The sequence below is a fragment of the Marinilactibacillus piezotolerans genome (assembly GCF_900114235.1).
In the GTDB taxonomy this organism is placed as follows: domain Bacteria; phylum Bacillota; class Bacilli; order Lactobacillales; family Carnobacteriaceae_A; genus Marinilactibacillus; species Marinilactibacillus piezotolerans.
Genome location: NZ_FOSJ01000003.1, coordinates 26029 through 47752, shown reverse-complemented (window position 1 = coordinate 47752; position 21724 = coordinate 26029). Strand labels below are relative to the sequence as shown.

The 21724-nt window shown below is 35.8% G+C and carries 14 protein-coding genes, 1 pseudogene and 1 other annotated feature; of the genes and pseudogenes, 9 read left to right on the top strand and 6 right to left on the bottom strand.

Going from position 1 to position 21724, the window contains the following annotated elements; translation table 11 throughout:
• Positions 1 to 54 precede the first annotated feature (54 nt).
• The gene (locus tag BM212_RS01570; protein ID WP_091895656.1) at positions 55 to 2286 is read right to left on the bottom strand and encodes a S8 family peptidase; all 2232 of its coding nucleotides are present in this window, start codon (positions 2284 to 2286) and stop codon (positions 55 to 57) included.
• A gap of 294 nt (positions 2287 to 2580) precedes the next feature.
• On the opposite strand from BM212_RS01570, the gene BM212_RS01565 reads away from it, so the two are divergent.
• The 5 genes and pseudogenes from BM212_RS01565 (at position 2581) to BM212_RS01545 (ending at position 8319) form a co-directional block, all read left to right on the top strand.
• On the top strand, positions 2581 to 3885 hold the full coding sequence (locus BM212_RS01565; protein WP_072693854.1) for a DUF2399 domain-containing protein: 1305 nt from the start codon (positions 2581 to 2583) through the stop codon (positions 3883 to 3885).
• A gap of 147 nt (positions 3886 to 4032) precedes the next feature.
• Positions 4033 to 5700, top strand: a pseudogene (locus tag BM212_RS01560) (glycoside hydrolase family 13 protein); the annotation flags it as partial.
• Between the two features lie 196 nt (positions 5701 to 5896).
• Positions 5897 to 6769, top strand: coding sequence for a transporter substrate-binding domain-containing protein (locus BM212_RS01555; protein WP_198033986.1), 873 nt, complete (start codon positions 5897 to 5899; stop codon positions 6767 to 6769).
• A gap of 89 nt (positions 6770 to 6858) precedes the next feature.
• The gene (locus BM212_RS01550; protein ID WP_072693860.1) at positions 6859 to 7560 is read left to right on the top strand and encodes an amino acid ABC transporter permease; all 702 of its coding nucleotides are present in this window, start codon (positions 6859 to 6861) and stop codon (positions 7558 to 7560) included.
• Between the two features lie 15 nt (positions 7561 to 7575).
• Positions 7576 to 8319 (top strand): amino acid ABC transporter ATP-binding protein, encoded by a 744-nt coding sequence (locus BM212_RS01545; protein ID WP_072693861.1) that lies wholly within the window; start codon positions 7576 to 7578, stop codon positions 8317 to 8319.
• Between the two features lie 159 nt (positions 8320 to 8478).
• On the opposite strand, the gene BM212_RS12980 is transcribed toward BM212_RS01545, so the two are convergent.
• Positions 8479 to 10197 carry an ABC transporter ATP-binding protein gene (locus BM212_RS12980; RefSeq protein WP_091895650.1) on the bottom strand — a complete coding sequence of 573 codons (1719 nt, stop codon included), beginning with the start codon at positions 10195 to 10197 and terminating at the stop codon, positions 8479 to 8481.
• A gap of 201 nt (positions 10198 to 10398) precedes the next feature.
• Positions 10399 to 10688, top strand: a binding site (T-box leader).
• On the opposite strand from BM212_RS12980, the gene BM212_RS01535 reads away from it, so the two are divergent.
• The 3 genes from BM212_RS01535 to BM212_RS01525 all read left to right on the top strand — a co-directional run bounded on the left by BM212_RS01535 (position 10663) and on the right by BM212_RS01525 (position 15588).
• A complete protein-coding gene (locus BM212_RS01535) occupies positions 10663 to 12225 on the top strand; it encodes an ABC transporter permease (RefSeq protein ID WP_218149674.1) in 1563 nt (520 codons plus the stop codon). Its footprint overlaps the feature before it by 26 nt.
• A gap of 18 nt (positions 12226 to 12243) precedes the next feature.
• Positions 12244 to 13707 carry an ABC transporter permease gene (locus BM212_RS01530; RefSeq protein WP_072693864.1) on the top strand — a complete coding sequence of 488 codons (1464 nt, stop codon included), beginning with the start codon at positions 12244 to 12246 and terminating at the stop codon, positions 13705 to 13707.
• Positions 13708 to 13767: 60 nt separating this feature from the next.
• The gene (locus BM212_RS01525; RefSeq protein ID WP_091895647.1) at positions 13768 to 15588 is read left to right on the top strand and encodes an ABC transporter substrate-binding protein; all 1821 of its coding nucleotides are present in this window, start codon (positions 13768 to 13770) and stop codon (positions 15586 to 15588) included.
• Between the two features lie 200 nt (positions 15589 to 15788).
• Here BM212_RS01525 and BM212_RS01520 read toward each other — a convergent pair whose 3' ends face one another.
• The 4 genes from BM212_RS01520 to BM212_RS01505 all read right to left on the bottom strand — a co-directional run bounded on the left by BM212_RS01520 (position 15789) and on the right by BM212_RS01505 (position 20538).
• Positions 15789 to 17117 (bottom strand): 6-phospho-alpha-glucosidase, encoded by a 1329-nt coding sequence (locus BM212_RS01520; protein ID WP_091895644.1) that lies wholly within the window; start codon positions 17115 to 17117, stop codon positions 15789 to 15791.
• Positions 17118 to 17142: 25 nt separating this feature from the next.
• Entirely contained in the window at positions 17143 to 18750 is a 1608-nt protein-coding gene (locus BM212_RS01515) for a PTS transporter subunit EIIC (RefSeq protein ID WP_091895640.1), read from the bottom strand.
• A 161-nt stretch (positions 18751 to 18911) separates the two neighbouring features.
• Positions 18912 to 19667 (bottom strand): MurR/RpiR family transcriptional regulator, encoded by a 756-nt coding sequence (locus tag BM212_RS01510; protein WP_091895637.1) that lies wholly within the window; start codon positions 19665 to 19667, stop codon positions 18912 to 18914.
• Between the two features lie 19 nt (positions 19668 to 19686).
• Positions 19687 to 20538, bottom strand: coding sequence for a MurR/RpiR family transcriptional regulator (locus BM212_RS01505; RefSeq protein ID WP_091895634.1), 852 nt, complete (start codon positions 20536 to 20538; stop codon positions 19687 to 19689).
• A 148-nt stretch (positions 20539 to 20686) separates the two neighbouring features.
• Here BM212_RS01505 and gnd point away from each other — a divergent pair, with 148 nt between their 5' ends.
• Positions 20687 to 21583, top strand: coding sequence for a phosphogluconate dehydrogenase (NAD(+)-dependent, decarboxylating) (gene gnd / locus BM212_RS01500; protein ID WP_091895632.1), 897 nt, complete (start codon positions 20687 to 20689; stop codon positions 21581 to 21583).
• The last annotated feature ends 141 nt before the right edge of the window (positions 21584 to 21724 follow it).

The following is a 21724-nucleotide window of genomic DNA, read 5'->3' as shown; positions in this document are numbered from 1 at the left end:
TATAGAAAAAAGTCTTCCAAGAAATATATTTCTTGGAAGACTTTTTTCAGGTTATTAAGATTTTGATTTTCCACCAAAGTAGTAAAATCCTCCGCCGAATGAAAGTAAAACAACGACAGCTCCCACAATCAGTGGAGAAGGGATGTCTGAAGTTTCTGAAAGACCAGCTTGAGTAGAATCTACTTCTTGTTCCTGATCATCTGAACTTCCACTTGGATCAGATTCTGATTCCGTAGCGGTGATTTCTTCTTTTTCTTCAGAATTTTCTTTTTCTTCCTCTTTTTCTTCATCTTTAGTACTGCCATCGAAAGCAGAAGGGCTAAATACTCCTAGTATACCTACTTGGCTCATTTTACCAACTAAAGCACCGTTTACATAAGTATCTCCAAGTTCAGTCCATGCCTCTTTTTCTTTGTTCCAGAGATACAACATATCTTGATCAACTTCTGCTAAATCTGAGAAAAATCGATAAGTCATTACTTCTTCGAAATCCTGAACGGGTTGGTCGTTGATAAGCAGTTCAAATTGATATAGATCACTTTTAGCCAGATCTTGTTGAGCTGGCTTGGTAGCAAGTGATTTTGTAAAGCGAACACTACCGTATCCTTGCTGGAAATTATTAGCTGGAATTAACCATTCGATATCTGGTCTAGCAATCAGTATGCTGATGTTGCGTTCTCTGATCTCGTTGATCTGCTCTTTTGATAAGTCTAGTTGTTCTATGTCATCCATCGCATAATCAAATGAAACAGCCAGAACACCATTATCCGCAACAGACTCAAGGTCTTCATTCGTGAAAATAGCAGACTTCCCATTTACGTCTGGACGGATCCATACAGCATTCTCAGAAACATCAACTTCTTGATCATTACTAGAGTCGGAATCATCAGCTGGTTCTTCAGTTTCTGAAGAACCTTCAGACTCGTCATCTTTATCGGGTTCTTCTTCGCTAGGTTTCTCAGTTTCAGGGTCTTCGTTATTATTTTCATTCTCTGCGTTATCATCTGGAGTATCTGATGCGGGTTCTTCTTCCTCACTGCCTTTATCAGTTTCACTCGGCTCTTCTGATTCATTTCCGGAGTTATCAGTTTGGGAATCATCAGAGTCTTGTGAATCTCCTTCAGAGACATATTGGACTAGACCGTATCCGTAGCGCTTGTCCTGTCCAGGGTCTCCGAGATCCCAAGCATTGCTTTGCAGCATTGCTTTAATAGTTGAGCTTGATGCATTCGGATATTTTTGCATTAAAAGTGCTGCTACTCCAGAAACATGAGGAGTAGCTTGAGAAGTACCGGAACGGTTCTCGTATCCTCCAGAATTGGATAATCCATAAATCGCCTGTCCAGGAGCGGAAAAACCTTCCAAACCGGCAGGTATAGAATCAAATGCAAGTTCTTTATTACTGTTAATATTTGAAACCCCAATTACATTTTCATAAGCAGCAGGATAATCGGGAGAAGTTCTACTCGTTGAATTTCCGTTAGCTGCAACTACCAGTATACCAGCATCAACTGCTACATCAATAGATTTAGAAACGGTTGAATCATGATTTGGGAATCCTGAACTAATATTAATAATATCCATATTATTTCTAATTGCCCAGTCAATTCCTGACGACAAGTCCATATAAGAAGTTTTAGTACCTAAAGATTGATGGTAAACTTTCACTCCGTAAATTAAAGCGTCGGGTGCTATACCGTGGGCTGGAGATTGTTGAGAAGCCCCTAATATACCAGCAACATGAGTACCATGACCATCATGATCGTTAGTCCACGGATCAGCTCCCAACGGATGATCATCATCAAACACACTGAATCCACCAGCATATTCTATATCACCATGATCATAAAATCCTGTATCAATAACAGCTATTTTAATATCTTTTCCAGTAAGGCCCTCATCCCAGGCATCAAAAGAACCAACTGAGTTGTTATTCCAGTCATATTCAGAAAGCGTTCGACTAGTATCAGTCTCAGAGGGAGTCACTACCTCTTGGTTATATGTGACCCTTTTAACATTTTTCTGGCTACTGATTATTTTGACTGCTGATTTCGGAACGGTCATTGCTTGGATAGGGAGAATATCTAATGATCGTACATTTTTATAAGCAGGATCTAATTCATTTTCGTCAGGAACTGTATCATTGTATCTAACGATGATATCGACCATTTCTTCTTCATCTCTAGATTCTTCTTGTGCTAATATAGTAGAAGAAGGAAAAACAAAGGTGAATACAAGTAAGGAAAGTAAGAATAGCGATCCGAATTTAAGTAGTGATTTCTTCAATAATAAATCTCCTTTAGAATACAAAATAAGGTAAGTAATTAAAAATTTTGATATAAATATATATACTGATAAAAGTATCTTATCATAGACGTGTTATAATATTAGAGAGAAATCCCTCTGTTTTATGAATTTTTTAATCAGTTGTCAAATTTTGTTAATATTCGAACGCTCTTGAGCGACTTTCCTGATAATTTAAATACAAATATCAAGTGTAAAATAAAAATAGAGAGTTAAATCCATAGTCACTTATAGCTAAAGTAAACATTAATTAATATAAAAAGGAAGTAAAATCTAATGAAAAATCGTACCCCAATTGAAAAGGCACTATATTATTTTAAAGAAAATAATTTTTTTTTTCACTTATTTCTATTATTTAAAAATAATTTTGATTTTTCTAAAAAACAAAGTGACCGTATAGATGTATCTGAGTTTACAGATGAAGAGTTAAATCCTGTAGTAACATTTTTAGAAATGGATCCTTCTATTTTTGCTGAAAATAAATTTATTGAATTGAGTGAGTTTGAGGAAAAACTGCAGACGACTTTCGGTTTAGATATGTCACTTTCTGATTTCCTAACAGCTTATTTTCATAATATATTAAAAATTGATAGTGAAGAATCTATTTATCCACATCAAGATATGAAAAATTTCTTTGAATATTTAGAAAAAGAGTATGCATTGCTAACAGGATGGTTTCAGTATCTGAAAAGAGGAACATCTGATAGTCAGTGGATCTATCAGTTGGTCTCTGAATCGCCAACTATTTTTGAAGATTATGTATTACACCTTTCAGAAGCAGTAAGGCTGCTACCTGATAGGCCACTTCGATTGTCTCTATTCAGTCAAATTGTCGTAGGAGAAACCCATGCTTTTGATCGACATACGACATTAGGTAAACTTCTGCTGCATGTTTTTGCTGAAGATACAAGGTTTCATGCAATTGAACCCGTTAAATTACCTGAAAGCAATGAAGCGATCAATCGCCTGCTCCTGAAATTTAATATTTTAAGAGATGATATAACTAATTATGCAACAGTCGTTAATGTTTATGCAGAGACGATTGAAGGTTATCATCCGATGTGGGAATCTGCGGCACATTCACACAGTGTAATGAATGTACCCATGCGGGAACTGATCAATATCGTAACAGCTTACCCTGCTAATGAAGATCAGACGGTATGGATTGTTGAGAATCCTGTCGTTTTTTCCAGTATTCTAGATGAAGTTCCAAATGTACCTATGATTTGTACACATGGAGAATTTAACTTAGCTACATTAGAGTTACTCGATAGATTAGTAGAAGAAGAATGTAATATTAAGTATGCTGGCGATATCACACCAGACGGGATCAGAAGAGCTGAGCGAATATTGATGCGATATCCAGAGAATTCTCAACCATGGAAAATGGATATCCCTTCTTATCTTAATGCACGTTCTGACGAAGAAGTGATTAATCAAAATGATATGAAAAAACTAAATCAATTTGCATTGGATATTTTTGCTTGCCTAAAAGATGAAATGAGAGATAGGAAAAAACCGGCCTATCAAGAAGCATTGCTTAGTGATATGATTAGCGAGTTAAAATATTATTATCAGTAAAACTTAATAATAGTAAAATTATTATATAAGGATCCTTTTCGATAATGAAGGGTCCTTGTTGTTTATTCATATGAATATTAGGTAAAATAAATTAAAGTATTTAGCAATAATTAAAATGAATGCACTTACATTTGGTGTGGATAAAAGGAGAAACGAAAGTGGTGGAAAGAAGCCGTTGCATATGAAATTTATCCAAGAAGTTTTAAAGATTCAAATGGAGATGGTATAGGGGATATACAAGGAATTATTGAAAAATTAGATTATTTACAAGAACTTGGGATTGATATTATTTGGGTTTGTCCAATTTATCAGTCTCCTAATGATGATAATGGATATGATATTAGCGACTACAAAGCTATTTTGTCTGACTTTGGAACCATGGAAGATTTTGAAGAATTACTGTCAGCCGTTCATAAACGGGGAATGAAGTTGATCATGGACCTGGTCATCAATCATACCTCTGACGAACATGAGTGGTTTATTGAGTCTAAATCTTCTAAAGACAATGAATATAGAGATTTTTATATCTGGAAAGAAGGAGCTGACAAGGAGCTTCCTCCTAATAACTGGGCCTCTATATTCGGCGGTTCAGCATGGGAACATGATTCAGATACAAATGAATATTACTTGCATATTTTTTCTAAAAAACAACCAGATTTAAATTGGGAGAATAAAAAAGTAAGAGACAGGCTATATGATATGGTCAACTGGTGGTTAGATAAAGGAATCGACGGTTTTAGAATTGATGCAATCTCACACATTAAAAAGAAAGAAGGCTTACCTGATTTACCTAATCCAAAAGGAGAAGCATTTGTAGAATCATTTGATGGTCATCTCAATCAGAAAGGAATTGATCAATTTCTAAATGAATTTGTAGAAAATACGATCAATAAGTTTGATGCGCTGACAGTCGGTGAAGCAAATGGGGTGACAGTTGAAGATGCAGAAGACTGGGCTAATGAAGATACAGGCTATTTTAATATGATTTTTCAGTTTGAGCATGTTGATCTTTGGGGATCTAAGGGAACGGGGTTAGATTTAAGCCGACTGAAAACTACTCTGTCCAGATGGCAGAATGCGTTGGATGCGAAAGGGTGGAATGCTTTATTTATTGAGAATCATGATTTAGCAAGAGTTGTTTCGGTATGGGGAAACGATACAACTTACCGAAAAAAATCTGCCAAAGCATTGGCAACTGTTTATTTCTTCATGCAGGGAACCCCATTTATTTATCAGGGGCAAGAAATTGGGATGACGAATGTGAAGTATGAAACTATAGACGACTACCGTGATGTTGCATCTAGAAATTATTACCAAGGTGAGGTGGCTAAAGGCAGAGCATATGAAGAAGTCATGACTTATATCTGGTCTAGTGGTCGTGATAATTCACGTACACCGATGCAATGGAGTGATGCAGCATATGCTGGCTTTTCAGATAACGAACCTTGGATGAAAGTGAATCCTAATTATAGAGAAATCAATGTTGAGGAATCCAGGGAAGACCCGGATTCTATCTATCACTATTATCGTTCAATGATTCAATTAAGAAAAAAAGAAGAAACACTTATATATGGAACTTATACGTTATTAGAAGCACAGCATCCGCAAGTTTTTGCTTATATAAGAGAAGATCAGAGCAAACAATTTTTGATAATGGTTAATTTATTTGCAGAAGAAACAACATTTAATTTACCTGATGAATGGAAGTTAGGTGAAAAATTACTGTCTAATTATTCTGAAAAAGAACAATCCGGGACTATTTTAAAGTTACAACCTTATGAAGCAAGAGTGTATGAAGTAGAAAAAATAGAATAAAAAAGTGTTTTTAGGATACATTATATCAAGTGAAATAGTTATAAGTTGATTAAAAACTAACAAAAAGTAAGGTAGAATTCGTGACATAAACAAAAAAACATGCTATATTAGCTCCTGTGTATAAAAAAATGATGATTTTTTCAAAATAATTATTTTATTGTAAGAATATTGAAAAAGTGCATAAGGAGATTTTTAAATGATTAATAAAACAATAAGCTTAACTACATTATTAACGGCAGGGCTATTACTGACTGCTTGTACAACAAGTGACAACAATGAAGAAGCTGAAAATGCATCAGAAGAAACCACAGAAGATATCTCATGGTCATCAATTGAAGAAGAAGGCGTATTGACTGTAGGAACATCTGGAACATATGCGCCGATTACTTTCTTGAATGACGAGAATGAACTAACAGGATTTGAGGTAGAGTTAGTACGTGAACTTGGAGAAGAATTAGGAGTAGAAGTGGAATTCGAAACGATGCAGTTTGACGGATTACTTCCAGCATTGCGTAATGGACAAATTGACGTAGCCGCAAATGACTTTGCAATTACAGAAGAGCGTAAAGAGATTTTTGATTTTGTGGATTCTCACAAATATTCTTACGGTTCAGCCATTATTCGTACAGAAGATGATGGAAAGTTCGAATCTGCTTATGATTTAGAAGGTGTAAAAATAGGACTGGGTTCTCTAACAAGTAACTATGCTACCTTTGCAGAAAACATTGGTGGGGAAACAACAGCATATGACGCTGGTGTAGATACAATCATGCGAGACATTCTTAATGGAAACCAAGATGCTTATTTAAATGACCGGTTAGTATTGCAAAGAAATGTAGAAGAATTTGGTGATGATGGTTTAATGGTAGATGAAGATATAAAATATCATTCTTCAGAAAGTGCTTTAGCAGTATTAAAAGGGAATACTGAATTACGCGATAAGTTAAGTGAAGCATTAGCTGTTTTGAAAGATGAAGGAAGAGTTTCAGAATTGTCGATAGAATTTTTAGGTGCGGACTCAACTCAACCAGTTGATCAATCTGAAGTTGTCAGTTTAGACGCAGAGTAAGTTAAATACAAAAAAATCGTAACATACAAGAAGCCATTACAAGCTTCTTGTATGTTCTTTTCTAGTATATAGAAAGAAAGGAGTTTAATATGTTTGAGTTTTTTTCTGAAATAAGATGGGAATATTTGTATGATTTTGATCTTGCAATTGAATCTATACCATTCTTGTTAGAAGGTTTACGTGTAACAATGATTATAGCAGGATTCAGTATGGTTTTTGCCCTTATTATAGGAATTATAGTTGGGATTGCACGTATGTCTAAACTTGCTATTTTTAGATTACCTGCTAAGTTTTATATTTCCTTTATGCGTGGTACACCATTACTTGTTTTTGTATTTATTCTTTATTATGGACTTCCAGTAATAGGAATAGAATTTGAAAGCTCAATCGTTGCAGCAATTGTGGGAGTAAGTTTCAACTTTGCTGCCTACCTTGCTGAAGTTGTGCGTTCTGCGATATCATCTGTGCCTAAAGGACAGTGGGAAGCAGCTGAAACGCTTCAAATGAGTTACTTTCAAACATTAAGAAGAATCATCATTCCTCAGGCGACACGTATCGCGGTTCCGCCTACTTTTAATATTTTTATGGATGTATTAAAAGGAACCTCGCTTGCTTCTGTTATTACTGTACAGGAATTATTATATAGTGGTCGATTAATAGCAGGAAGAACATATGATAGTATGACAATGTATATAACGGTTGCAATTATTTATTGGCTAGTCAGTATTGTGATTGGTGCAATTCAAAGTAGACTTGAAGTTCGTTATAACCGCTATTTAGCAAAAGGATAAAGGAGCATCCTGACTATGATTACAGTAGAAAACTTGAAAAAGAAATTTGGAGATCAAGTCGTTTTAGAATCTATCAATTTCAGTGTAAATAAAGGTGAAGTAGTCTGTTTAGTTGGCGCTTCAGGTTCAGGGAAAACAACTTTGCTGAGATGCTTGAATTTACTAGAGGAACCCAGTGAAGGTACACTGAAAATCGGAGACAAAAAGGTAGAATTTGGAAAACAAAAACTTACTAAAGAAGACATAAAAGAAATTCGCCAGTACTCAGGTATGGTATTTCAAAGTTTCAATCTGTTTCCACATAAAACATTGATGGACAACATTATTGAAGCTCCAATTACTGTACAAAAGAGAAATAAAAAAGAAGTGCTTGTCGAGGCAAATGAAATACTCGAAAAAGTCGGCCTCCTTGAACATAAAGATAAATATCCTGATGCATTGTCAGGAGGACAACAGCAAAGAGCTGCTATTGCCCGCTCATTGATGATGCATCCAGAAGTATTATTATTCGATGAACCTACTTCAGCTTTAGACCCGCAGCTAGTGCGAGAAGTGTTGAAAGTGATTGAAGAACTGGCTAAAGAGGGACAAACCATGGTGATTGTCACACATGAAATGAACTTTGCCAGACGTATAGCTAATAGAGCTTTATTTATGGATGCAGGCTATATTCTTGAAGAAGGACCAGCTGAAAAAGTACTGACTAATCCAAAAGAAGCACGCACGAGAGAATTTCTGGCTTTACTGGAAGATGAATAGTATATATATTGAAAAAGGATGAACACTTAATCAAGAGTGTTCATCCTTTTTCTGTTTTCTGATTAATGATAGATCTTTTAATAGTCTTTTTATAAGACTTATAATTTTTGGGATAAAAATATGCTGGGAAATACGCAATAATCGTTCAATAGCTAGAGACTATACTTTTGGAAGAGCTACCCAATGTTCAGGAGAAACTTCTTGAAAAACAGATGCAGATAAATCGAATGAAAGTGTTTCTTCATCACTTTTCTGTTTTTTACGAGTAGCTTCATAAGTTGGATCTGGAACCGGTATAGCAGATAAAAGTTTTTTTGTATAAGGGTGAAGAGGGTTAGCAAAAAGCTCCTCTGATTTTGCTAGCTCTACTATATTTCCATTATACATCACAGCTACTCTGTCACTGATACGTTTCACCATAGATAAGTCATGTGCAATAAACATATACGTTAATCCTAATTTTTTTTGTAAATCTTCTAGCAGTTCCACAATTTGCGATTGGATAGATGCATCTAGAGAAGATAAAGGCTCGTCACAGACGATAAACTTCGGATTTACAGCTAGTGCCCGTGCTATTCCAATCCGTTGGCGCTGTCCTCCAGAGAACTCATGAGGATACCTCATGGCAAAGGATGGATCTAAGCCGACTAGTTCAAGCAAATCGATCACTTTATTAAAGCGATCCTGTTTGTTTTCAGCCAGTTTATGAACATCAAGTGCTTCTCCAATGATATCGACAACTTTCATTCGTGGATCAAGTGAAGCGTAGGGATCTTGAAAAATAATCTGCATATGTTTTCGCATATCTTTCATTTCGCTAGCTGTTAAATTATTTAAGTTGAATCCTTCATAAAGAACCTCTCCACTTGTTGCTTCATGAAGTCGCAGTATCGTACGACCAGTAGTAGATTTTCCAGAACCAGATTCACCAACCAATCCTAATGTTTCTTTTTCATATATGTCAAAAGAAACACCATCAACAGCTTTTAAAACTGAACCTTTTCCTAAATCAAAATGTTTCTGAAGGTTTCTGATAGAGAGTAAAGGCTTTTTAGATCTGTTTACATTTGAGAATGCTTTCTGTTCATTTTGAAGGTTTGGCACAGCCTCTAATAGTTTTTTGGTATAGGTATGTTTTGGATGGTCAAATATATTCTTGGTTGTGCCGCTTTCCACAATCTCGCCATCTTTCATAACAATAACACGGTCACACATATTAGCCACTACTCCAAAGTCATGGGTAATTAAAATAATGGAGGTTCCAAATTTCTTTTGAATGTCTTTTAATAGATCCAAAATTTGAGCTTGAATCGTAACATCCAACGCTGTAGTTGGTTCATCCGCAATCAAAAGAGCAGGATTACATGCTAAGGCGATAGCAATCATCATTCGCTGGCGCATACCACCTGAAAATTCATGAGGGTATTGCTTGTAACGAAACTCAATATCTTTGATACCAACCAATTCCATTATATTAAGTGCTTCTTCTTTTGCAGCTTTTTTACGTAGTTTCTGATGAAACTGTATGCTTTCGGTGATTTGATCTCCTATTCGCATAGTGGGATTGAGTGAGGTCATTGGATCTTGAAAAATCATTCCAATATCTTTACCACGGATTTTCCGCATTTCTTTTTCACTTAACTGAGTTAAATCTTTACCCATAAATACAATTTTACTGTTTTCATTATTTTGGGCATTGGGAGGAAGAAGACGCATAATAGAACGTGCAGTGACACTTTTTCCACTTCCTGATTCTCCAACAATCCCTAAAGTCTCGCCTTTTGATACTTCAAAATGAATATCTGTTGCAACTTCATTTGAAGAGTCGCCTTGTTCAAATATAATAGATAACTTCTGGACATCCAGTAATTTTTCCATAGTTCCGCTCCTCAAATTTGTCTAGAATAATTTGATTATAGCATGTTTGTCAATCGAGATAGAAAAAAATATCATTTTGCAGAAAGTTACAGTGATAAAGTCAATCAAAAATCTATCCTAAAAATTAAATGTTTAGCCTTGACTGTACTTTTTATATTTGGTATATTTATCTTCAATTAAGACTACTTTTAAAAAATAAGTTAAAAGACAATGAAAAGAAGAGTACAGATCATTGCGATTTTATAGAGAGTCCCTGTTTGCTGAGAAGGGATAAAGAGTGATATCTGGAAGTGCGTCTTGGAGTCGTATCGTTGAATTTTCTTGGAAGATTAGATGATGCCGGGTATGCCCGTTACAGCGGCGCAGTATTACAGACAGATGCGTCTGAGTACTGTAGTTAAGATAGTGTATAGTACAGCCGGAGGTTTAACAAGGTTGAAACTGTACATTTTTTAAGGTGGAACCGTGGAATTGATTATTTTGCCCTTGAATACAGATGTATCTGTGTTTAAGGGCTTTTTTTGTACGTATGATGCAAATGAAAAATACATTCTTAATAAAGAGAATGGAGGTATGGAAATGAAAGTTGAAACGATTATCAAACAAGATCAGAATTTCTTTCAAATGGTTTCTCGACAATACGGAAAAGCATTTTTGAGCCCTTATTACCGTATAGGTTTGCTGATTTTTGGTCTTCCTTTTCAGCTGCTTATTCTTATAGTCTTTCTATACAAGAAATATGTCAAAAAGCAAAATGGAAAAATTAACAGCGAAGCAAAGGAAGCTTTAATACAAATTGGATATGATCAGAAATTAAAAGCAAAATTGAAAAAGCAAGAAGAAAATAAACAAGCTTTTTTCAATAAACTATTAAATGAGAAAGAAACGAATAAAAATGTTGAAAGATTATTTTCTACTCAATTCCAGCAAGCTGTAAATGAAAAAGCGCAGGAAATCTATGAACAATCTAATAGAGAAAAAGTAACCTTTTTAGGACAATCACTTGCCTTTATTTTAAATCCAAAATATTTTGTCTTATCAGCAGTTCTAGGATTTCCTATGTATGTATTGCTGGTCATACATTCCTTTCCATTTATGAAGTATTTATTTGAACGGTTGCTCATGATGCTCTTTGTCATATTGGGAGTAACGATCATCGTCTTTACTTTATTATATTTTTCTCCCTCTGACCCGGCCAGAAATATTATTGGAGAGACCGCTACGCAAGCCCAGGTTGATAATTTTCGTGCGATGTACGGACTAGATGATCCATATATTGTTCAATTATGGAGAACGATTAAAGGTGTTTTCACTTTTGATTTAGGGAATGCCTATTCGGGCAATCAGGCAGTTGTTTCGACCATTATGCGACGATTCCCAGTTACGTTGGAACTTTCAGTATTTGCTTTAATAATTGCTCTTATAGTGGCATTGCCTGCTGGAATATATTCGGCAGTGAAAGCTAATACGATGTTTGATCATGTTTTTATGTTTATTGCATTAATTGGGTTATCCATTCCAAGTTTCTGGCAAGGCCTTATTTTCATATTAGGATTTTCAATTGAACTGGGATGGTTGCCGGCAACTTATAATGCAGATAACTTTGCTTCGCTGATTATGCCGGCAGTGGTACTTGGTACATTGCTGATGGCTTCAGTAGCAAGAATGACGCGTTCATCTACTCTAGAAGTAGTTAATGAAGATTATATTCTAACAGCTCGCTCAAAAGGATTATCGAATAGAAGAGTAATGTTGAGACATGCGGTACCAAATGCATTAATTCCAATTGTAACGATCATAGGTCTTCAATTCGGAGGAGTACTTGGAGGCGCAGCTGTAACTGAACAAGTCTTCAATATCAATGGGATCGGGAATTATATTGTAGAACGTCAATTTATTCCTGACATACCAAGTGTTCTAGGTGGTGTCATTTATATAGCCATTGTGTTATCAGTTGTAAATGTGTTTATTGATATGCTCTATGCCTTTATTGATCCGAGAATTCGGACCAATCTTAAAAGATACTAGAAGGGAGGGAAAAGTTCTTTGAAATCTTATAAAGATACGCTGGTTTATAAGCAAGCGGAGTTTTCTATGGGGCTTTCACTGTTATATACGCTGATTATCGGCTTTGCATCTTTTGATTTCAGCCCATTTGCTATTCGTCCGTTTATTTTGATTCTGGCAGGTATCAATGGATTGGTAACTGCTGTTCAGGCATTATTAGTACTTAAAATCAGAAAAGATAGTAATAAATCACTTGTCATTAACTCAACAAGCCGGCAGTTGGCTGGAGTATTATTAATCTCCTTGTTAGCGGGAAACTTATTTATAGTGCTTTCGTCTTTATATTTATTGAAAAATAAAGTAAGCACTGGTTATATTTATTCTGTATATATGGTATTGACAGATTTTCTGGTAATTGGAGTATCTGCATTAAACTTATTTAAAGCTTATGTAACCAATACTTTTATACCGTTTATGTTTTTACTGCTTTTTATTCTTATTTTTCATATTGTTGTGTTAGTCGGGTACAATAGATTTGCAGCAATGTCTGGTATAGTAAAAAAAGTTTTTCTTCTATTTTTTGCAGCAACTGTTTTAGTTGGGAATCTTTTTGTGCTTTTTGTAATAATTTCAATGATCCAAAAGACAGATAACGAAACAACAATGACTCGACGGAAGGGTATCCGTGAAAAAATCATACGAAATCAAGCTTCTATGATAGGTATGCTATTTATCGTATTTCTTGTTGCTATTTCTATTTGTAGTTATTGGACTTTTAATTATGGGTTTGCAGTGACAAATGATTATAGCAGTATTCTACAACCACCAAGTCTGACTTACCCTTTTGGAACAGACAATTTTGGTCGAGATGTGTTTTCTAGAATTGTGTTTGGAGCACGGATATCATTGACTGTTGGAGTACTGGCAACGGTTATTCCGCTGATATTTGGAGGGGCGCTCGGTGCTGTTTCTGGATATTATGGTCGACATACAGATAATTTAATTATGCGATTTTTAGACATCTTATACGCTATTCCAGGAATTCTGTTAGCTATAACAATTGTCGCAGCTTTTGGAGCTTCTACTACAAATTTAATTATTGCTTTAAGTGTCGGGTATATCCCAAGTTATGCTCGGACAATGCGAGCAAACGTAATCCAGGTAACGAATCTGGAATATGTAGAGGCGTCAAGAGCAATTGGAAACAATCATACGAATATCATTCGTAAACATGTTATTCCCAATTCTCTGGCACCGATGATTGTTAGAGCAACGTTAACCATTGGATCAGCGATTATCGCGACGAGTAGTCTGAGTTACCTTGGACTAGGAGTAGAAAATTATATTCCAGAATGGGGGAATATACTGCGGACTGGTAGTGAATATCTGGAAACGGAGCCTCACTTAGCTATTTATCCAGGATTAGCGATCATTGCATTAGTTTTATCATTTAACTTTTTGGGTGATGGTTTAAGAGATGCAACAGATCCAAGGTTATCTTAATGTTTAAAAAGTTTAATAGACTTAAATAAAATAAAATCAAAAGGAAAAGAGGAAAAATGTATGAAAAAGAAATTAATAAGTACAGCTGTATTGCTTGGAACACTGGCTTTATCTGCTTGTGATGTAACTACAGAAGATGAAGCTGCAACAGGCAATTCAAACAGTGATCAAGAAGCAGTACAAATCGATTTGTTAGGTGCTGCTGCGGACGAAAAAGACTTGAATATTTTACGTGACCAGTTGACTAGAAATGGTTTTGAAGTCAACGTTAACCAGCAACCTGATTATGCCAGCTATAGAGCTCAAAGAGATGCAGGAAACTTTGATATTTCTGTTGCGAGCTGGACCACTGTAACAGGGAATCCGGATTATGCAGTTCGTTCATTATTCACGAGTGATGGAGATAGCCGAGTTATTGCTCCTGACTCAGAAGTAGACGAACTGATCAATCAAGCAGCTACGGAGAACGAATCAGAATATGTTGATACGTATAGTGAAATGGAAAATGTCATCGTTACAGAAAATGCTTATGCCGTCGGTCTTTATAACTCATTAAAAGCACAAGCATTTAATAAGGAATTAATTAATCCGGATACAGTTAATCTTTATAAATCACGAGCTTTTGCTTGGGATACTGTTCAGTTTAATGATACTTCGCTCAATTCCTCAGAGCCTTTAATTCTGACTCAGACGGAATCTGATTTAACATCTTTAGATCCAATCAAAGGAAACGACGGATCTATCAATCAATTGAATACGAATATGTATGTGCGTTTGGTAAACTTGACAGAAGATGATACTGTAACTTCTGAAGCTTCATTGAGTTACAATCATGCTATTGCTGAAGGTAATTCTGATTACTATTTTATTTTGCGTGATGATATTAATTTTGCAAGTGTAGAAGATGGTCAAGCTGTAGACACAGGGGAGCGAGTTGGAGCAGATGATGTTGAATTCTCTCTAGAACGTGCTAGTGATCCTGAATCAGTCCCAGACCATAGAACGTATAGTTTGCATGAATATATTGATGATGTAACGGTTGTAGAAGATATGAGCGAATTGGAAGAGGCAACAGTCGCTGGTGAAAATACAAGTATAAAAGAAGCACTGGAAGCTGGATTAGATACTCCTATCAATAGTTTAGTGACAGATAAAACGCAATCTGACAGTAGTGCAGGAAACTATCAGGTAGTCAAACTAACCACTACCGAGCCATTTCCGCAAGTCTTAAATTACTTGGCACATCAATCTGCTGGAATTGTTTCAAAAGAACAAGTTGAGAGTGTCAACACATATGATATTGAGAATTTTGATATTAATACAGATATTCCTTATGGTGATCAACGTGCAGTAACAGAAGGGGACACTTACGACAATCACTTATATGCCAGTGGTCCTTATATCATGATTGCTAAAAACGATTACGAAGCAACTTTCCAGAAGAACCCTGCTTATATGCCAGATTCTGAAAATGCTGCCCAAATTGAAAATGTAACAGTTCGCTTTATTGGAGATATGGATAGCGCATTGTCTGCTTTGAGAAGTGGAGAAGTGCACTTGCTTTATGGATTGGAAGAAACTCAATATGAGGTAGTTGAAGGTGAAGATTCTCTTGAACTACAAACTGGTCCAAGTAACGCTGTAGAATATTTGATTATCAATACGACAAATGAAGAAAGCAAAACTGCTCAGAGTGAAGATTTGCGTAAAGCGATTCTGTACTCAATCAATCAAGACGATTTCATTCAATCTTATGACGGGCAGAAAAATAAAGCATTCACTCCAGTATCACCTTTAGTAGACACTGGAAATGAGTTAGAAGCGGATGCTGATTTAGTCCAAGATCACTTAGCTAACTACTTGGAACAGTCAGCAGAGTAATTTTCTAAGAGAGTAAGTGTAGTTTTTATATAGTCATAAACTAAAGTTTAATGATTTCATAGGAGTTTGTTCAGTATTCGTAGTATTTACATTATTGATAAGCTCTTTCTATGGAAAAAAATTATTGTATTATTAAAAATAACCACTCCCCGATTTTCTAGGGGAGTGGTTGTTTATTTAGACATATACTAAGAAATGAGTTAGTTTAACTCTGGCCAGAAATCTTTATTTGCTTCGATCAGATCATCAAGCAAGTTTTTAGCAACGCCGGCACTTGGAATGGTTTTAGAAAGTGTGAGAGCTTGCCATAGTTTCTGGTAGCTTCCTTCAACGTAAGCTTCTACAACCATTTTCTCAACCATGACTTGCTGGTACATCAAGGTTTTTTCAAAATCTGGAATCTTACCTTGAGCAAGTGGTTCTGGTCCGTCGTTTCCTACAATACAAGGCACTTCTACCATGGCATCATCTGGAAAGTTCGCAATGGCTCCGTTATTCTCGACGATCATGAGCATTCTTTCGTGAGTATTAAAAGCAATGGCACGAGCTAAGTCAACGATAAAGGAAGCGTGACTGTCGATGTGGAATTCATCACCGGCTGCTGTTCCTTTTTCTGTAATTGTACGAGCAGCATCAAACACTTCTTTTTCTCGACCATTCATGACTTCATTGGCACGAGTATAGGAGCAGTCTGAGTGACTGACTTCATCATCTGGATAGAGATAATATTTGAGATACGTATTCGGTAGATATCTTGGATTGACAGCTAACAGATCTTTTGCCTTTTTATGTGTCTGCTGCCAGCTTGGATCTGTGTGCTGTGTTTCCACTTCGACCGTTGTAAGGTAACCATTTTCTGCTACATACTCACGAATCTGATCAAGATATTCATGACCTTCTTTGTCTTTGATACTTGTCCACCAGCCAAAATGGTTCAAACCAAAGTAACGGACTTCTAATTCGTCAGGTGTCTTCCCGACGATTTGAGACATTCTTCTGAGTGTTCCTACCGGCATATCGCAGATATTCAAGACTTTTGAGTCTGGACGGAGTACGCGACAAGCCTCTGCGACGATTGCGGCCGGATTGGAATAGTTCAGCATCCAGCATTCTGGAGAATATTTTTCCATATAATCGATTAATTCGATCATACCACCAATACTTCTTAGACCATAAGCAATTCCACCAGGTCCACAAGTTTCTTGTCCAATGACACCGTGATTCAATGGGATTTTTTCATCTTGCTCACGCATAGCATATTTTCCGACTCTAATATGAGCCATACAGAAGTCTACATCCGTGAAAGCTTCTTCTGGATCTGTGGTGTATGAAAAGTCGATTTCTGGAGCCTGTTCTTTCATTAAAATAGCTAGTGCTTCTCCTAAGATACCTTGTCTTTCCTCATCATTGTCATAAAGTTTTAAAGTACGTAAGGGGAAACGATCTAAATTTTCTAATAACATACGAACGATTCCTGGAGTGAAGGTACTTCCTCCACCTGCGATAACAACTGAAAATTTCTTATTCATTTAATTCTTTCCCTTCTTATTTAAATTATTCTTCTGGATCTCGACCAAGATATTTTTCCACTGATCTCCGTACGCTATTAACCTGCAGTCCGTAGACGACCTGTACGTTCTGATCTTTTACGATGACGCCGCTAGCGCCGGTATCTGTCCGTAAAGTCTGTTCATCGACTAATGCAGGATCTTTTAAGGTTAAGCGCAAACGAGTATAACAGTTTGTAATGGTATCAATATTTTCCGGTCCTCCTAAAGCTTGTACAATAACGGGCGCAGAGCCTGTTTCAGCTTCTCTGTCTCCAGTAACTGTTTCAACCAGTTGGCCAGATTTAGCAGCTTGATAATCTTTTTTAGAATATAATTTTGTATCTTGAACAGAATCTTCTCGACCAATTGTTTTAAATTTGAATTTTGTGATTAAAAATCTAAATGTAAGATAGTAAATGATGAAGAAGGCTATCCCGACTAAAATAAAGATTGGCCACCTTGTCCGTTCAAAACCTAAAGGAACGTTGTACAGTAAGAAATCTATAAAACCATTTGGACCAATTGCACGAACATTTAGTAAATTTAAGACGACCATACTAAAACCACTAAATACGGAGTGAATGACGAATAGTACAGGGGCAATAAACATAAATGAAAACTCGATTGGTTCAGTAACGCCTGCAACAAATGAAGTAAAGACCGCTGGAATTAAAATAGCTTTTGCTCTTGCTTTGTTTTCTGGTTTAGCTGTATGGTACATTGCTAAGCAGGCACCGAGTAAACCAAACATTTTTGAAATTCCTCGAGCATCCCAGATAACACTTTGGTTTAATAGACCACCAGATGGGTCTGCTATTTCAGCAAAGTAGATGTTACGAGCTCCTTCAAAGACTTCACCACCGACTTCCGCAACACCACCCAGAGAAGTATATAAGAAAGGTGTATACACCAAGTGATGTAAACCAGTTGGAATGAGTAAACGTTCAAGTGTGCCGTATAAGAATAAGCCAAAGTTGCCTGTTTGGTTAATAAATGATCCGGTCGCATCAATTCCAGATTGAACAACGGGCCAGATATAACTCATCAGAATTGCGAAGATGACAACGATTGGGATCAATACGATAAATACAAAACGAGAACCACCATAAATTTGGAAGGCATTATCAAATTCAATTTCAGCAAATTTATTATGAACAAGTGCAACAACGACTCCTAGAATAATTCCTAAAAATACCCCCATGTCTAATACCTGCACACCTAACACCATAGATTGACCTGTTCCTTGTAGAGACGCAGGATCTACGAGCATTTCATTAAAAGACAGGAAGTTATTCATTGCATATATAAATACCAAGAATCCTAAAAGTGCGGTAAAGCCAGCTTCTGCTTTTTTCTTGTTGGATAAGCCCACAGCAATACCCACACAGAATATGAGTCCTAAGTTTGTTAAGATAGAAACGAGTGATCCTGATAAGATTGATCCAAATCCCATAGTGATCGGATTATCTAAAAAGGGAAGCAACTCAATCAATCGAGCGTTTGTAAATAAATTTCCTATTGCAATTAACAAACCTGCAATAGGCAGAATTAGTACAGGAATAAACATCGCTTTTGCAAAACGCTGCATTCCGTTCATTAACTTATCTTTCATCTTCTTTCCTCCAATTCAATTTTTCATTCCTTTTTAACCGTTTTTCGTAATAAGAATGATTGATCTAGAATTAGTATAGCGTGTAAGCGGTTCTAATGTTAGCGTTTTAAAATAGTAGAAACGTGTTTCTTGATTAAGAAACACGTTTCGCATAAAAAAGATTAAGATTCTAATTGGGTTAAATATTGTTCGACAATGGATTCAAAGGATAGTAAAACCCCGGGGAAAAAGAGATTAGGAAGCATATTGCGATCATCTAGTTGATGTACATCTAGAATCTGAATATTTAAATCAGAGATTGATCCGATTCGATTATCCGTTTCTTTCGTGAAAGCAACTGTGTAGATTTCAGCATCGACAGCTTTTTTCAGTTTGCGGTAAACTTGTTCAGTTTCACCGGATTTTGAGACAACGATCATTGCACCAATATCATCTAAGTTATTTTCAAACACACCCACTGAATCAGAGCCACTAGCTAAAATCGCTTTTCTTCCTAGAACCAATAATTTCTTGTAAATATACTCTGCTGCAATCTGAGAGAAACCAGTAGCATAAATAAAGATATATTTTTGTTTTAGTAGCAGTACATTATCAATGAACTGTTGGGTATTTTCGTAAGAACAATTTTTGATTAATGATTTAAAATCAGTACTTAATATGGTTTCGTTCTCAGTATTTGAATTATTCTCTGCTTTTTTGATCATGGGAAGTAATGAATAATACATATCAGTAAAACCAGCGTAGCCTAGTTTTTTAGATAATCTTATAACAGAAGCGGGAGATGTGTAGGTTGCGCTTGCTACAGCACGTACGCCCATGTCCTGGACTGTATCAATATGTGCTACAAAATACTGAAGAATCGCTTTTTCTAAAGAAGTTAATTTTTTTCCAGCCGTTAATTTGCTTAAGTCTATCAAATGTATGCTCCTTTACTAGTTAAATTCTACGGTTTTGAATAGCATTTCTGACCTTGGTGATAGATTTTTTTCCTTTTTCGTCTAATCTCATCATGATATTAACATAAATAGCATCAAGCAGACTGAGTTGAGCTATTCTTGAAGCTAGTGCCTCAGATCGGAAATCTGTTTCTTCTGATAAAGTGTAAAGTGGAATATCAACTTGTTGACTAAAAGGGGATTGCATATAACTAGTGATTCCTATAGTGAATACATTATTTTGTTTTAGAGTATCTAATAATCCGAGAATATCTTTAGAATGACCAGTATGAGAAATAAGAACAGCGACACTGGAATCAGTCATCTGAGAAGCAGACATTAACTGCATATGCGCATCGATTTGAGCGGAAACAGGCAATCCGGTTCGGATAAACTTATGATATCCGTCCAGAGCAATAACGTTAGAACCACCAAATCCAAATAATTCAATTCTATCTGCTTTTAGCATTGCATTAACTGCGCCTTTAAAGTGATCTTCATCAATAACTGTTAACGTATCTTCCAATGTTTTGATATTTGATTGGAAAACTTTCTTTAAAACAGTTCTTTCATTATCTTCGGAAGATAGATGTTCATGAATATCGTGTAATTCTTTTACTTGTTCAGAGGCTAAAGCAATTTTCATGTCTTGAAATCCTTTATAACCAAGACGTTTACAAAATCTAAATACAGTAGAATCTGCTAGACCAGTATCATCGGCAATCTGATTAATCGTTCCATGAATAATTTTTTCAGGAGAAGCGGTAATATAATCAGCTAATTTCTTTTCTTTCTCACTAAATGTTCTATAAATAGATCGAATTCTCATTTTACAGGTTTGTTTATTTTCCATCGTCTAAACGAACTCCTTTGTTAGGGATTACCCTAATTATAGATTGAAAAGAAACAAAAGAAAATATTTTTCTATAAATCACTTGTAAGAAATAATATTCTTTTATATACTGAGTGTACGAAATAAAATTTTACAGGAGGTAGCTAAAATGAAATTAGCAATTTTAGGACTTGGAAAAATGGGATTTAATCTAATGCAGAATTTGTTAGACCACAAACATGAAGTGGTAGCTTTTGATATTGATCATAATTTAGTTGAGCAAGCTGAAGCAGTAGGTGCAAAAGGTGCAACGAGTATTCAAAAAGTATTTAAACAATTGGATGGCAAAAAAATTATTTGGATGATGGTTCCTGCAGGAGAAATTACCGAAAAATTGATAGTTGATTTGAAACCGTATCTATCTGAAGAAGATATTCTGATAGACGGTGGAAACAGTAACTATAAAGATACTGTTAAACGATATCATGATTTAAAAAATAAAGGTATATCTTATATTGATGTTGGTACAAGTGGGGGAATGGAAGGAGCAAGAGAAGGGGCTTGTACCATGATTGGTGGAGATAAAGAAGTATTCGATCAGATAGAACCTATTTTCAAAGACATTTCTGTAGAAAATGGATATTTGTATACAGGTGAATCTGGAAGTGGTCATTTCTTGAAGATGGTTCATAATGGAGTAGAATATGGGATGATGCAAGCAATGAGCGAAGGGTTCGATATTCTGGAAAAGAGTACGTATGATTTTGATCACGAAAAAGTAGCGCGAGTCTGGAATAATGGTTCGGTTATACGGTCTTGGTTGATGGAACTTATGGAGTCTGCTTTTTCTGAAGATCCTAAATTAGATAAAATTAGAGGAATCGTTCATGCTTCCGGAGAAGGAAAATGGACAGTAGAAACAGCATTGGAATTAGAGACTGCTGCGCCTGTTATTGCTTTATCTTTGATGATGAGAAATCGCTCTTTAGAAAGCAATTCTTTTAGTGGAAAAGTTGTTGCCTCTTTAAGAAATCAGTTTGGAGGACATGCAGTTGAAAAGCAGTGAGACTACTTGGTATAAGCCATAGTCCGCATATTTTGCATGGACAGAAATCGATATTAGAGTTAAGCTTAAATAAGAATTAAATAAAGAAAAGTGAATTGATAGTGCGATTATAAAATATCGTTACTAGAGAGGAAAATCAAT

What these genes read in the sequence shown, in the direction of transcription:
- BM212_RS01565 (WP_072693854.1), top strand. Translation starts at nt 2,581, where the DNA reads ATGAAAAATCGTACCCCAATTGAAAAGGCACTATATTATTTTAAAGAA.
- BM212_RS01555 (WP_198033986.1), top strand. Translation starts at nt 5,897, where the DNA reads ATGATTAATAAAACAATAAGCTTAACTACATTATTAACGGCAGGGCTA.
- BM212_RS01550 (WP_072693860.1), top strand. Translation starts at nt 6,859, where the DNA reads ATGTTTGAGTTTTTTTCTGAAATAAGATGGGAATATTTGTATGATTTT.
- BM212_RS01545 (WP_072693861.1), top strand. Translation starts at nt 7,576, where the DNA reads ATGATTACAGTAGAAAACTTGAAAAAGAAATTTGGAGATCAAGTCGTT.
- BM212_RS12980 (WP_091895650.1), bottom strand. Translation starts at nt 10,197, where the DNA reads ATGGAAAAATTACTGGATGTCCAGAAGTTATCTATTATATTTGAACAA.
- BM212_RS01525 (WP_091895647.1), top strand. Translation starts at nt 13,768, where the DNA reads ATGAAAAAGAAATTAATAAGTACAGCTGTATTGCTTGGAACACTGGCT.
- BM212_RS01520 (WP_091895644.1), bottom strand. Translation starts at nt 17,117, where the DNA reads ATGAATAAGAAATTTTCAGTTGTTATCGCAGGTGGAGGAAGTACCTTC.
- BM212_RS01515 (WP_091895640.1), bottom strand. Translation starts at nt 18,750, where the DNA reads ATGAAAGATAAGTTAATGAACGGAATGCAGCGTTTTGCAAAAGCGATG.
- BM212_RS01505 (WP_091895634.1), bottom strand. Translation starts at nt 20,538, where the DNA reads ATGGAAAATAAACAAACCTGTAAAATGAGAATTCGATCTATTTATAGA.
- gnd (WP_091895632.1), top strand. Translation starts at nt 20,687, where the DNA reads ATGAAATTAGCAATTTTAGGACTTGGAAAAATGGGATTTAATCTAATG.